We start from the raw sequence: 13,699 nt of genomic DNA, 5'->3' as shown, positions 1-13,699 counted from the left end.
GTAGGCTTTGATGAGTGATACAGATACCTTGCTGATGCAAGGAATTGAGCAACAAACAATGGGGCGTTTTACTGAAGACGCTTATTTGAATTATTCCATGTATGTGATCATGGATAGAGCATTGCCACATATTGGTGATGGCTTAAAACCAGTTCAGCGTCGTATTATTTATGCTATGAGTGAGCTGGGTTTATCAGCTGCGGCTAAATATAAAAAATCAGCGCGTACCGTTGGTGATGTACTTGGTAAATATCATCCCCATGGTGACAGTGCCTGTTACGAAGCTATGGTGTTAATGGCGCAACCATTTTCATACCGATATCCGCTCGTGGATGGACAAGGCAACTGGGGTGCTGCAGATGACCCTAAATCATTTGCTGCAATGCGTTATACGGAAGCGCGTTTATCTAAGTTTTCAGAAGTATTACTAAAAGAGCTAGGCCAAGGCACTGTTGATTGGACCCCAAACTTTGACGGTACAATGAATGAGCCGCAGGTGCTACCAGCTCGTCTGCCGCATATACTCCTTAACGGTATTACAGGTATTGCAGTCGGCATGGCCACCGACATTCCACCTCACAATGTACGTGAAGTGGCTAGTGCGTGCTGCTTACTGCTTGATAAACCTAAAACAGAACTTAACGAGATTTTAGAACTCGTTTACGCGCCTGACTACCCAACAGACGCTGAAATAATCACGCCAAAAGCTGATATTCAAAAAATTTATCAAACAGGGCGTGGTTCTATAAAAATGCGCGCTGTGTATACCCAGGAGCAAGGTGATATTGTGATCACTGCGTTGCCGCATCAGTGTTCTGGTAGTAAGGTACTTGAGCAAATTGCAGCTCAGATGAACGCAAAAAAATTACCAATGGTGGCTGATTTACGTGATGAATCAGATCACGAAAACCCAACACGCATCGTTATTATCCCGCGGTCAAATCGAATAAAAGCAGAGCCACTAATGGCGCACTTATTTGCTACTACCGATCTTGAAAAAAATTACCGTGTTAACTTAAACATGCTAGGCCTTGATGGTCGTCCACAAGTAAAAGACTTACGCAGTATTTTAACTGAATGGCTGGTATTTAGACGTGAAACAGTACGTCGTCGCTTGCAGCATCGTTTGGATAAAGTTCTCGCTCGTTTACATATTTTAGAAGGTTTATTAGCGGCCTTTTTAAATATTGACGAAGTGATTGAAATAATTCGTACTGAAGATAAGCCAAAACCTGTTTTGATGGAGCGTTTCGACATCTCTGAAATTCAGGCTGAAGCGATTTTAGAGTTAAAGTTACGTCACTTAGCAAAACTTGAAGAGTTTAAAATTCGTGGTGAACAAGACGAGTTAGCAAAAGAACGTGACAAGCTTGAACTTACTTTAGGCTCAGATCGTCGTATGTCGACATTACTGAAAAAAGAAATTCAAGAAGCCGCTGAGCTCTATGGTGATGACCGCCGCTCACCAGTTGTTGAACGTATTGAAGCAAAAGCATTGAGCGAAAAAGACCTTATCCCGTCAGAGTCAGTCACCGTAGTGCTTTCTGAAAAAGGCTGGGCACGTGTTGGTAAAGGCCATGATATAGATGTTGAAGGTCTTAACTACCGAGCGGGTGATGAGTACAAAGCGTCGGCACGGGGTAAGAGCAATCAACCCGCAGTATTTTTAGACTCTGCAGGGCGAGCATTTGCCACTGATGCGCACGGTTTGCCTTCAGCACGCAGTCAAGGTGAGCCAATGACAGGGCGCTTTAATCTAACTACAGGTGCTAATTTTGAGCACGTTGTAATGGGAGAAGATAAGCAAGTCTTACTAATGGCTTCAGACGCTGGCTATGGTTTTATTACTGATTTTATCGATTTAGTGAGTAAGAATAAAAACGGTAAAGCGCTAGTTAGTGTGCCAAAAGGTGGACAGTTATTAGCACCTATTCGGGTTAATGATGTAGCGACAGATTACTGTATGGCGATCTCAAACGAAGGCCGGATGTTACTGTTTCCACTTCGTGATTTGCCAAAACTAGGTAAAGGTAAAGGCAATAAAATAATTTCTATCCCAAGTGCAAAAGTACAAGCCCGTGAAGAGTTTGTAAAAGTACTCGCTGTTGTGCCGCAAGGTTCGAGCGTTACATTGCACGCAGGTAAGCGAAAGTTAACGCTTAAACCCAGCGATCTTGAACATTATCATGGCGAGCGCGGGCGCAGAGGTAATAAATTACCCAGAGGCTTGCAGCGCGTAGATGAAGCTGAAGTTGAACTTACTATCTCCAATGATGCTGAAGCTGAACAAAGCAGTTTAGAGTAATTTTACGCTAAAGCTAGCTTATCATTACACTCATTAAGAGACCTGCATTTGCAGGTTTTTTTATGTTTGTAACTTTTTCGTTCCTAAAAAGTTTACATTTTGTACCTAATAGTTTTAACTATTGGCGGTCTTCAGTTATGTGATTAAATAGCAGTAGTTAACATGGAGTTGTAAGTTTTTTATAAGGAATAAAGTATATGTATTTTAAAATTTTAGCTTTTACATTGTGCGCAGTGAGTTTGGTTGGTTGCTCAGAACACGATGAGGAATATTACGCAGGTAACCTTGAAGCAGCTCAAACAAAAGTAAAAGAGTGCGAAGAGCGCACAAAGCAAGCTTTTATCGAAAAAGACAAAGATAAACTACAGTCAATATCAGAGGATAAAGAATGTATAGCGGCAGATAAGATCTATCGAATTCACAAAAGTAAATTAAGAAAGATTGAATATGAGCAACAGCAGGAAAGGCTAAAAAAAGAGCAAGAGGAGAAATCTAAAAAGTTCGACGCTGAGTACAAAAAACATATTACCGAGCTTGAAACCTTATCCTATACTGATTTTTTAGTTGTTCAAGAGCAACACTGTAAACGCCTTACCTTTGAAAAAGTAAAACCTATTTGTAAAGCTTTTAATGAGTTAAAACCAATTAAAGAAAATGAACAAATTAATATTTTAAAGCAAAAGTATAAAGATAAGGAGCTAGAGGATTATAAAGACGGAGTCTGTAAGGGTCTTTCTTTTGATAAAATTCAATGCAGCTTGAGTAAGCAAGCAGTTCGTGAACAGCGAGAAGAAATAAAAACTTATTACCTTGATAATAGGGATGCCCTAAAAAAAGATTTTAATGAGTGCTCTAATAGATATTCAGCATTTAGAAAAGCCGGCAAACATCGCGAGGCAACGCAATCTCTAAAAGAATACAAATGCCAAATGGTAGGTAAAGCCGCTAGAGAGCTCAAAGTATACAGCTTTAAAAAACCAATTAGTTAGTATCAAGATAAATTTTAAGCGTACATGTGTGCGCTTAACTCTCGTTATACAGCCTAAATAACGCTATAATGCGTTTTAGAACGTAGAGGAGAATTCTGTTGTTAGCTTTTATCCGTATTTTAATCATGGCTTTGTTTATATTAGTAAGTTGTTTTTGTGGCTTATTACTGTGTGTAGTTAAACCCTTTCATAAGAACAATGTGCATGTAATTTCAAGTTGGTTTGGCTCAATGGCTAAAATGTTGGGTGTAAAGGTTGTTATTACTCGCCACCCTGATGCGCAAAATTCTGGCCCAGCTGTGTATGTTGCAAATCATCAAAACAATTATGACTTATTTACAATACCCGCTGCAGTGCCGCAAAGCTGCGTTAGCTTGGGTAAAAAAAGTTTGAAGTGGATCCCATTTTTTGGGCAGCTTTATTGGCTATCAGGTAACATACTCATTGATAGAGGTAATCGTTCGAAAGCCGCAGGAACTATTTCTAAAACAGCTGAAAAAATTAAACAAAAAGGATTGTCTATTTGGATGTTTCCAGAGGGCACTCGAAGCTATGGGCGCGGCTTACTGCCATTTAAAACAGGGGCATTTCATACTGCTATGAATGCAAGTGTACCTGTTGTACCTGTTTGTATGAGCACAACAGACAAAACCATTAAGCTAAATCGTTGGGACAATGGTACAATCTATATTGACATGTTAGCACCTCAGCACCTTGATAAAGAAATCGGTGCGCGTGAACACGCAAGTCGTATTCATACTATGATGGCTGCTAGAATAACCGAATTAGATGCCCAAGTGAGAGAAAAGTAATGGAAAATTGGCGTGAAATTAGTGAAGACATCGTCTCTTCTTTATTGGAAGATGGTTCTGATCCTGAAATTCTTTACGAAGTAGAGCACCACTTTGTTTGTGAAGACTTTGTAAAGCTTGAACAAGCAGCGCTAGCGGCATTTAAACTTGGCTATGACGTTGAAGAGCCAGCTGAGCTAGAGCTTGAAGATGGTGCAAAAATCTGGGGTTTTGACATTGTTGTTGAAGCCGAACTTGATGTTGAAGTAATCATGGAAGATGTTGATAAGCTTGCACAGCTTGCTATCGATACAGGCGTTGAGTACGACGGCTGGGGCACTTACTTCCAAGAATAAATTGTGATTCCGCCTAGGTTCTGGAACGAGAGCCTAGGTACGATTTATTACCAACCTGCTTAATCCACTCCAACTAACTTTATGCTCGTCGCGTGATTAAAAAACTAATCCATAATTCGTATTCGGTGTTTTACCTGTAGACATTTATTGTCATTAGTTGATAATAATATATTCGATTCTATAAAAGTAACGCAACCACATTTATGCTTATTTCCCTTCCTATTTCTGAGCTTGTGCCGGGTATGTTTGTAGACAGTGTCAGCAAGCAATATGAAGGTGTTGATAGCATAAAGATAAAAACACGTGGTTTAGTTCGTGATAAGTCGATTATTAAACGACTAGTCGCTGAAGGTGTTGCTGAGCTGGTTATAGATTTCACCCAAAGCGATGTCAAGATCCCGGCTAAGTACCAACCTAAGCCACAAGCGTCCCCCGAAAAAAAACCAGCGGTAAAAGCGAAGCCAGCAAAAGCAAAAAAAGCAATCAGTGTTGAGCAAGAATTTACAAAGGCAAGTGTGTCGTACGAGCAACACAATCGAAAATTACAGAGCTTATATGGTGATGTGACCTCAGGCTTAAAAATGAACCTTGCGTTGTTAGATGATATTGCCAAAGATATTGTGGCATCAGTTTTTCGCAATCACAATGCCATGGCAATACTAACGCGTATCAAAGATAAAGATATGTATAATTGGCGTCATATGACCAACTGCGCCATTTTAGTTACTGTTTTTGCCAAATATTTAGGTTACAAAGAAGCGATTGTACAAGAGCTTGCGATGGGGGCATTACTGCATGATTTGGGTCAAGCAAAGTTGCCTCAAGGTATTTTCTCAAAAACAGAAGAAGTGAATGACCTTGAAATGCAAGCAATCAAAAAGCATGTTGTGCAGAGCTTGGGGCTTGTTAAGGGCGAAAAAGGCATAACGCCATTGATGCTTGATATGATAGTTAATCATCATGAACGACTTGATGGCAGTGGTTACCCACGAGGGATCAGCGCAGATAAATTAAGTCGTCCAGCACGGATCATGGCAATTGTTGATGTGTATGATGCAATGAGCTCCGATAGGCCTCACCAACTTGGTACTGAGCCAATCAATGTGTTACGTTATTTACTCAGTAATAAAGATCTTTTTGATAGTGAGTTAGTACAACGTTTTATAAAGTGTTTAGGTGTTCACCCCGTTGGTACGGTTGTAAAATTGACTAATGAACGGTTAGGTCTAGTTACCCAAGGGAATCAGAAAAACCCAATCAAACCCAGTGTTAAAGTGTTTTATAATGCAAAGCATAACCATCACATAACACCAAAAGACGTCGATTTATCGGCAGAAGGCCATGACTTAAAAATTATCGCAAGTATCAAGCCGCTGGATTATCAGCTTAATTTGGCTCGTTTGTTAAAAGAGCACTTGCTTGCTTAGTTTTTTGGCAGCTTTTTTTGGCTGAATGCTTGGCTGAGAGTAATGCGCCGCCAAAACAACTCACCATTAATACCAGCCACAGCAATGTGCCTTGCTCTGAGTGAAGAGCTGCACAGCAACAAATTAATGCGACACATGCAGCTGCAATCGCACCTAGCCAATAATGATTTACGGGATTGTCGCATTCGCCAGCTCTGGTGCATGCACAATAATTTGCTTTGCAAAAACAATAAACGCTAGCACCGCAAAGAATAAGTGCCACAGCAATAAACCCAATCTCCATTGCTTTTCCATCCAGAATAAAACATTGCAAATAGTCTAATTGGCTACCAACAGCAAGTCAACGCAAATGATAATTAATTGCATCTGATTTTTTTGCTATCTCATCCGATGAGTTTTAAAAAACTGTTACTTTGATGTTAAAAAACGGTTTTTATGTGGTTTTTTAACGAATTGTTACAGTTTTTCGATAAAAATTAAGGTAGTGTAGCAAGGTTTTGAATATAGTAACTTGATCCTAAATAACCTGTACGCAGGTTAAAAATAACACACATGGGTATCCAAACTTTGTTTGGTTAAGGAAACACAATGAAATTTACTAAAACTCTTATCGCAGCATCGCTTGCTGTTATATCTGCTGACAGCTTTGCCGCTGCCTTTCAGTTAGCAGAGCAAAATGCATCAGGCCTTGGACGCGCATACGCAGGTGAAGCATCTGTTGCCGATGATGCTTCGGTCGTAGCACGTAACCCTGCGTTAATGTCAGTTTTTAAAGAAAAGCAACTCAGTGTCGCAGGTATTGCGGTAATTCCTGATGTCAGTTTGCGTGGCACAGAAGCGAGCAATGCATCAACAAATCCAAATCAATTAAATGATAGCAGCATTGCGCCTTCAGCAGTTATTCCGGCGGGCTACTTTGTTATGCCTGTAGATGACAAATTTTCAATCGGTTTTGGCGCTTTTTCTAACTTTGGTTTAGCTACCGAGTTCGATGCGGATTACCCTGCAGGTCAATTAGCGGGTGAAACGGAAATTGTTACTGTTAATATGAACGTCAGTGGTTCATATAAAATCAACGAACAGTTTAGCGTTGGTTTAGGCCTAAATTATATTTATGCTGATGCAAAAATTATTCGTAACTTTGGTGCAAACCCGTTCGGTGTTCCAGCTCAAACAGAAGCAGTTCATTTAGAAGGTGACGATACAGGCTTTGGTTGGAACGTGGGTGCAATGTACCAGCTAGATCAAAATAGCCGTTTTGGGTTTAACTACCGCAGTGAAACTGATATTACCTTTGACGGTCAATATTCAAATCAACTGCCTGCGTCAGCGCCATTTAATGGTCTTGCTGGTGCAAGTATTCCAGGCAGTGTGGAAATCACTTTACCAGCAATTGCTGAGTTTTCTGGCTCTCATCAGTTAGATGGTAAAACAGGTCTGCATTACAGTGTAATGTGGACTGGTTGGGAAAGCTTTGACAAGCTAGAAGCACAAGTTGAAGGCCTTAATAAGCCTGTATTCTCAAAAGAAGAGAACTTCTCTGACGCAATGCGTTACTCAATCGGTGCTGATTACCAGTTCAACGATGCTGTATTATTGCGTGCCGGTATTGCCTATGATGAGTCACCTGCAGATAAGAACCACATGTCTATCTCTATTCCAGATACAGACCGTTTTTGGTACTCGTTTGGTGTTAACTACACAATGAGCGAGCAATCAAACTTAGATATCGGTATGAGTATTTTACGTGGTAAAACGCAAAAGTTCACTGAGCCTGATAACTTAGGGCAACAGTGGGGGTTTGAGTCAAATGGCCACGCATATTTATTTGGTGCGCAGTATAACTACACGTTTTAAGTGAGTTAAAGGCAGCTTTCGCTGCCTTTTTTAAAATTGATAACCCACATGTATACCTACGGTGCCTTCTATTTGTTCAGTGTCTTTCTTTTCACAAAACACTAAACAGTCTCCATCTTCTTCTTTTACACCTGCGCTTAAGCCTAGTATCCAGCTCGTATTATCAATACCCTGGAAATAGTAATTTAACTTAGCAACAACATAGCCATCTTCAGCGACGGCAACCTGTTGACCAGCACTTAGACCGACAGTGGTATGTGCTGATAAAGAGTACTCGTAAGCGAGTGAATAGCCAATAACACCTACGGCAGCAGAAATCGCCTGTGAATCGTCAATTGAATATTTGTATTTAATCCCAGCATGACCGCCAAACTCATAAAACCCAGCGCCAGCAGAGAATGTATTTTTTGCCATAACTGAAGTACAGCAAAATGATATAGCCAATAGTGCTGATATAAAGAGTGTATTTTTCACTGTTAAATGATTCCTGTGATTTATAATTATCACGGAAAGTATAAGTGGGTGGACTTTAAATAGAAACAAAAAAGCGAGCTATAAAGCTCGCTTTTTCAGAAAAGTAAATAAGCGTCAGTGCTTATAAGCTTTCAATTTTCGCTTTTTGCTCAAGTAACTTGGCTTTAGCATCTGAATACTCAGCCAATTTTTCATGTTCTTTAGCAAGAACGGCCTCAGGTGCATTATTTACAAACTTTTCGTTGGCAAGTTTATTTTGCACTTGTGCTAGGCCTTTTTCAGCTTTTTCAAGCTGCTTAGCGATACGAGCAAGTTCAGCATCAACATCAATTAGACCTGCCATTGGGATCATGATCTCAAGGTTGCCTACGTATGATGTCGCACAAGCTGGCGCATCATCTTTGTTCTCTAGCAATGTGAATGCTTCAATTTTTGCAAGTGACGCTAAGAAGCTCTTGTTCTCTTCAATACGACGCTTGTCTTCCTCTGATGCATTAGCAAGTAACACTGAAAGTGGTTTGCTTGGGCTGATGTCCATTTCACCACGAATGTTACGAATAGCGACAATGAATTGCTTAACCCACTCTAAGTCTTCCATCGCTTTGGCATCAACACTGGCTGCATTATAAACAGGGAAGGCTTGAACCATGATGCTGGTGCTTTCTGTTTTAAGGCCTGCTAGAGGTGCAACGCGCTGCCAAATTGTTTCTGTGATGTATGGCATCATTGGGTGCATTAAGCGTAATAAGCTTTCAAGTACAGTGATTAGCGTGTGACGCGTACCACGTTGTTGTGCTTCATTACCTTTGAATAATACTGGCTTAGTGAGCTCTAAGTACCAGTCGCAGAACTGGTTCCATGTGAATTCATAAAGTGTATTAGCGGCAAGGTCAAAACGGTAGCTATCTAAGTGCTCAGTATACGTTTTAACGGTCGCTTCATACTGGCCTAAAATCCAGCGATCAGCTAGCGAGTACTCTTTAGCTGCATCGCTTGTAAAACCACAATCTTGTTCTTCGGTATTCATAAGTACGTAACGGCTAGCGTTCCATAACTTATTACAGAAGTTGCGGTAACCTTCTAGGCGGTTCATATCCCAGTTGATATCGCGACCTGTTGACGCCATTGCTGCTAATGTAAAGCGCAGGGCATCGGTACCGTGTGCTTCAATGCCGTTATCGAAGGTTTTACGGGTGTTCTTTTCAATCTTTTTCGCAAGCTGCGGCTGCATCATGTTGCCAGTACGCTTAGTCACTAAGCTCTCAAGATCGATACCGTCAATCATGTCGATTGGGTCTAGTACGTTACCTTTTGACTTAGACATCTTATCGCCATTTTCATCACGAATTAGACCGGTAACGTAAACTGTTTTAAATGGCACTTGTGGCTTGCCGTTGTCATCTTTGATGAAGTGCATGGTCATCATGATCATACGCGCCACCCAGAAGAAGATAATATCAAAACCAGTTACCAGCACGTCAGACGGGTGGAAGGTTTTTAAATCATCTGTATTTTCAGGCCAACCTTGGGTTGAGAAGGTCCACAGAGCAGACGAGAACCAAGTATCAAGTACGTCTTCGTCTTGGCTTAGTGCTACATCATCGGCGATGTTGTTTTCACGGCGTACTTCAGCTTCGTCACGACCAACAAATACATTGCCTTCGTTGTCGTACCAAGCTGGAATACGGTGACCCCACCAAAGCTGGCGTGAAATACACCAATCTTGTACGTCGTTCATCCACGAGAAGTACATGTTTTCATACTGCTGTGGCACAAACTGAATATCGCCATTTTTAACCGCGTCTTTTGCAGGCTCAGCAAGCGGAGCAACACGTACATACCATTGGTCGGTAAGAAGTGGCTCAATGACCACACCAGAGCGGTCGCCATAAGGCACTGTTAACGCATGGTCTTCTATTTTTTCAAGTAATCCAAGTTCTTCAAACTCAGCGATAATTACTTTTCGCGCATCAAAGCGGTCAAGGCCGTGTAAGCGCTCAGGAATTGGCGCATCAAACTCAAGCTCTTTACCATCAAAGGTGTAAGTTTCACCTTGGCTTAATACCGCAGCATCTTTATCAAAGATATTGATCATTGGCATTTGATGGCGTTTACCCACTTCGTTATCGTTAAAGTCATGGGCAGGGGTGATTTTTACGCAGCCCGTGCCTTTGTCTTTATCGGCGTGCTCATCGGCAACAATTTTAATACGGCGGTTAACAATTGGCAGTAAAATATCTTTACCAATCAAATCTTGATAGCGTTCGTCATCTGGGTTTACTGCAACCCCTGAGTCACCTAACATGGTTTCTGGGCGAGTCGTTGCAACAACAATGTAGTCTTTACCGTCTTGCGTTTTTACGCCATCTGCCAATGGGTAACGTAGGTTCCACATGTGGCCTTGTTTGTCTTTGTTTTCAACTTCAAGGTCTGAAATGGCGGTGTGTAATTTCGGATCCCAGTTTACTAGGCGTTTACCACGGTAGATTAAGTCTTCTTTATGAAGGCGAACAAAGACTTCTTTAACCGCTTCAGATAAGCCGTCATCCATCGTAAAGCGTTCACGATCCCAATCAACTGATGCGCCAAGACGACGAAGTTGCTTGGTGATAGTACCGCCAGATTGGTTTTTCCAATCCCAAATTTTATCGATAAAAGCTTCACGGCCTAGATCATGACGTGTTTTACCTTCTTCAGCAGAGAGTTTACGCTCTACCAACATTTGCGTTGCAATACCTGCGTGGTCTGTACCTACTTGCCATAATGTGTTGTTACCTTGCATACGTTTGAAGCGCGTTAAGGTATCCATAATGGTGTCTTGGAAGGCATGGCCCATGTGTAAGCTACCCGTGACATTCGGTGGTGGGATCATAATCGAATATGCTTCACCTTGACCTGATGGTTTAAAGTAGCCTTTTTCTTCCCAGTCTTGATATAGCGACTGTTCAATATCTTGCGGATTGTAGGTTTTATCCATTACACAGAACCTTAAATAAGTACTTAAATGAGTTAGCTAAATAACTTAAAGTAGTTAGCTATTAATATCTTGCGTGGTGATATTGGCACCGAGTTGACGTAGCTTTTTAAAGCGCTCACGGGCGGCTTGTTTAGCTGATGCTTCTACGGGTACAAAATCAAAAACTTGGTTAAAGCGACGAATAAAATCCGGCAACTGATCAGCCAAGTTTATTAAAACTTTACGATTACCAACTGGTGGGGTCGTGCCTATTTCAACAGGGGCGCCGCCTTTAGGGCCTTCGCCTTGGAGGTTATGGGGCACAAAACTGTCAGGATCAAAAGACCAAATCGTTTCATCAATAGCATGGGCGGTGTCTGTGTTATCAACAAAAACGAAAACACGATGGCCAAGACGATACTGTTCTGCAGCAATTTGTGCCGCTAAGCTAAAATGATCATCCGCGTTAGCTTGAGATTCATCTTGTTGCTTTAGAACAAAAAATTGTGCGTTGATGCTCATTGTATCGGGGCTTCCCATAGCATTGTATATGGTACTTAGAAGTACGCATAAATTAGAGCATGGATTTTGCCATAAAAGCCCGATTGCTTCAATGAATACACTGCTATAGGTATTATAAATCACGCAATAAAAAAGGCGCTAAAAGCGCCTTTTAAAATGTAAAAACAATAATCTTAATCTTGTGCGGCTTCGCTTACACCTGCACGATTAAGTAAGTACTGCGTTAACATTGGAACAGGTCGGCCCGTAGCGCCTTTATTTTTGCCGCTACGCCATGCTGTACCAGCCACATCTAAATGTGCCCAGTTATATTTCTTAGTAAATTTAGACAAGAAGCAGGCTGCAGTGATTGTGCCAGCTGCGCGTCCGCCTAAGTTAGTAAAATCAGCAAATGGGCTTTCTAGTTGATCTTGATAATCATCCCACAGTGGTAGCTGCCATGCACGGTCGCCACTTTGCTCAGAGGCTTTTAATAAATCATGAGCAAGTGGATTATGGTTTGATAATAAACCGGTTGCATGTGCGCCAAGTGCAACAATACATGCACCTGTTAGAGTGGCAACATCAATTACTGTTTCTGGCTCAAAACGCTCAACATACGTAAGAGCGTCGCATAGCACTAAACGTCCTTCTGCATCGGTATTAAGCACTTCAACTGTTTGCCCTGACATGGTAGTTAAAATATCACCTGGACGATAAGCGTTTGAGCTGGGCATGTTTTCACAGCCTGCTAAAATACCAATCACATTGATAGGTAGTTGCATTTGTGCAAGAGAGCGCATTGCACCAATAACACCCGCTGCACCACCCATGTCGTATTTCATTTCGTCCATACCTTCGCCTGGCTTAAGAGAAATACCGCCAGAGTCAAAGGTAAGGCCTTTACCAACTAGAACGATAGGGGCTTGCTCTTTTGCGCCGCCTTGGTAGTTGATAACTGACATAACCGATTCGTTGTCACTACCACGGCCAACGGCTAAGTATGAGTTCATACCAAGTTCAGCCATCTTTTCTTCGCCAATAAGCTCAACACTTACGTTTTCGAAATTGGCTGCCAGTTCTTGGGCTTGCTCGCCTAAATACGCAGGGTTACAAATATTTGGTGGCATATTGGCTACGTCTTTACACAATTTACTACCAGCTGCAATTGCTAAACCGTGTTCAATGGCACTTTCACCAATGGTAAGCTCGCGACGCGTTGGCACGTTAAATACAATCTTACGCAGTGGACGACGTGGGTCGCTCTTTTTACTTTTTAATTGGTTAAATGTGTATAAACAGTCTTGCGTTGTTTCAACTGCCTGGCGAACTTTCCAATAAGTATCGCGGCTTTTAACATGTTGCTCAGTTAAAAAGCATACTGCTTCCATCGAACCCGTTTCGTTTAGGGTGTTGATGGTTTTTGAAATAATTTGTTTGTATTGCTTGTCGTCAAGCTCACGCTCTTTACCACATCCAACTAATAAAATTCGTTCACTCAGTACATTTGGCACATGGTGTAATAACAGCACTTGCCCTGGTTTGCCTTCAAGGTCACCACGACGAAGTAAATTAGAGATATAACCATCACTGATTTTATCGAGTTGTTCACCAATGGGGGATAAACGACGTGGCTCATAAACGCCAACTACAATACATGCGCTACGCTGCTTTTCAGGACTACCACTTTTTACGCTAAATTCCATTGTCACTCCTAATTTTGAGTCATAGAACCCTTAATATGGGTAATTAAATAAATTTCTAGTGCTAAGTAATTTAATTGGTTTAATCTTAGTCTAAAAACCTTAACTCATTATGTGTTTTTGAACTTTATACCTTTGACTCGATTAATACCACTAAAGCAGCAATATATCGTGTTGTTAGGTAGGATAAATATACCCAAGCCACCTCAAGGTGCAGAATTCAGCGTTTCACAGGGGCTTAATATCAAGGCGTTACTTTGCAACAATGGCACTCCCTTTTAAGAAGTAACAACGACGCTCGCATCTTGAGGTGGTTTGGGTATAATGCTGATGACATATA

General features: G+C 41.3%; 11 protein-coding genes. 6 read left to right on the top strand and 5 right to left on the bottom strand.

The features are described 5' to 3' along the window. The first annotated feature begins 10 nt into the window (after nt 1–10). The 5 genes from parC (at nt 11) to C7Y70_RS05850 (ending at nt 5,868) form a co-directional block, all read left to right on the top strand. Nucleotides 11–2,305 (top strand): DNA topoisomerase IV subunit A, encoded by a 2,295-nt coding sequence (gene parC / locus C7Y70_RS05870; RefSeq protein ID WP_135473739.1) that lies wholly within the window; start codon nt 11–13, stop codon nt 2,303–2,305. 197 nt (nt 2,306–2,502) lie between these two features. Continuing rightward, nucleotides 2,503–3,294: a hypothetical protein gene (locus tag C7Y70_RS05865; RefSeq protein WP_135473738.1), complete on the top strand. Its 792-nt coding sequence runs from the start codon at nt 2,503–2,505 to the stop codon at nt 3,292–3,294. Nucleotides 3,295–3,392: 98 nt separating this feature from the next. Beyond that, nucleotides 3,393–4,106: a 1-acylglycerol-3-phosphate O-acyltransferase gene (locus C7Y70_RS05860; RefSeq protein ID WP_180270439.1), complete on the top strand. Its 714-nt coding sequence runs from the start codon at nt 3,393–3,395 to the stop codon at nt 4,104–4,106. Then, nucleotides 4,106–4,441 carry a ribonuclease E inhibitor RraB gene (gene rraB / locus C7Y70_RS05855; protein WP_099296289.1) on the top strand — a complete coding sequence of 112 codons (336 nt, stop codon included), beginning with the start codon at nt 4,106–4,108 and terminating at the stop codon, nt 4,439–4,441. The genes C7Y70_RS05860 and rraB overlap by 1 nt, the downstream gene beginning before the upstream one ends. 203 nt (nt 4,442–4,644) lie before the next feature. Beyond that, a complete protein-coding gene (locus C7Y70_RS05850; protein ID WP_135473737.1) occupies nt 4,645–5,868 on the top strand; it encodes an HD-GYP domain-containing protein in 1,224 nt (407 codons plus the stop codon). Here C7Y70_RS05850 and C7Y70_RS05845 read toward each other — a convergent pair. Beyond that, on the bottom strand, nt 5,828–6,151 hold the full coding sequence (locus C7Y70_RS05845) for a hypothetical protein (RefSeq protein ID WP_135473736.1): 324 nt from the start codon (nt 6,149–6,151) through the stop codon (nt 5,828–5,830). The two genes, C7Y70_RS05850 and C7Y70_RS05845, sit on opposite strands and share 41 nt — an antisense overlap. A gap of 305 nt (nt 6,152–6,456) precedes the next feature. Here C7Y70_RS05845 and C7Y70_RS05840 point away from each other — a divergent pair, with 305 nt between their 5' ends. Next, complete coding sequence (locus tag C7Y70_RS05840; RefSeq protein ID WP_135473735.1) at nt 6,457–7,725, top strand: outer membrane protein transport protein; 1,269 nt, start codon at nt 6,457–6,459, stop codon at nt 7,723–7,725. Between the two features lie 30 nt (nt 7,726–7,755). Here the strand turns inward: C7Y70_RS05840 and C7Y70_RS05835 are convergent, their stop codons facing one another. The 4 genes from C7Y70_RS05835 to pepA form a co-directional block, all read right to left on the bottom strand. Next, entirely contained in the window at nt 7,756–8,199 is a 444-nt protein-coding gene (locus C7Y70_RS05835; RefSeq protein WP_135473734.1) for a hypothetical protein, read from the bottom strand. Nucleotides 8,200–8,320: 121 nt separating this feature from the next. Next, entirely contained in the window at nt 8,321–11,176 is a 2,856-nt protein-coding gene (locus C7Y70_RS05830; RefSeq protein WP_135473733.1) for a valine--tRNA ligase, read from the bottom strand. A 54-nt stretch (nt 11,177–11,230) separates the two neighbouring features. Continuing rightward, entirely contained in the window at nt 11,231–11,677 is a 447-nt protein-coding gene (locus C7Y70_RS05825; RefSeq protein WP_099296364.1) for a DNA polymerase III subunit chi, read from the bottom strand. A gap of 173 nt (nt 11,678–11,850) precedes the next feature. Then, a complete protein-coding gene (gene pepA / locus C7Y70_RS05820; protein ID WP_135473732.1) occupies nt 11,851–13,362 on the bottom strand; it encodes a leucyl aminopeptidase in 1,512 nt (503 codons plus the stop codon). Nucleotides 13,363–13,699 lie beyond the last annotated feature (337 nt).

The organism is Pseudoalteromonas sp. KS88 (assembly GCF_004766475.1).
Taxonomy (GTDB): domain Bacteria; phylum Pseudomonadota; class Gammaproteobacteria; order Enterobacterales; family Alteromonadaceae; genus Pseudoalteromonas.
Note: the sequence above shows the minus strand (reverse complement) of the source record. Positions and strands in the feature narration are given on the sequence as shown.

What these genes read in the sequence shown, in the direction of transcription:
- parC (WP_135473739.1), top strand. Translation starts at nt 11, where the DNA reads ATGAGTGATACAGATACCTTGCTGATGCAAGGAATTGAGCAACAAACA.
- C7Y70_RS05865 (WP_135473738.1), top strand. Translation starts at nt 2,503, where the DNA reads ATGTATTTTAAAATTTTAGCTTTTACATTGTGCGCAGTGAGTTTGGTT.
- rraB (WP_099296289.1), top strand. Translation starts at nt 4,106, where the DNA reads ATGGAAAATTGGCGTGAAATTAGTGAAGACATCGTCTCTTCTTTATTG.
- C7Y70_RS05850 (WP_135473737.1), top strand. Translation starts at nt 4,645, where the DNA reads ATGCTTATTTCCCTTCCTATTTCTGAGCTTGTGCCGGGTATGTTTGTA.
- C7Y70_RS05845 (WP_135473736.1), bottom strand. Translation starts at nt 6,151, where the DNA reads ATGGAGATTGGGTTTATTGCTGTGGCACTTATTCTTTGCGGTGCTAGC.
- C7Y70_RS05840 (WP_135473735.1), top strand. Translation starts at nt 6,457, where the DNA reads ATGAAATTTACTAAAACTCTTATCGCAGCATCGCTTGCTGTTATATCT.
- C7Y70_RS05830 (WP_135473733.1), bottom strand. Translation starts at nt 11,176, where the DNA reads ATGGATAAAACCTACAATCCGCAAGATATTGAACAGTCGCTATATCAA.
- C7Y70_RS05825 (WP_099296364.1), bottom strand. Translation starts at nt 11,677, where the DNA reads ATGAGCATCAACGCACAATTTTTTGTTCTAAAGCAACAAGATGAATCT.
- pepA (WP_135473732.1), bottom strand. Translation starts at nt 13,362, where the DNA reads ATGGAATTTAGCGTAAAAAGTGGTAGTCCTGAAAAGCAGCGTAGCGCA.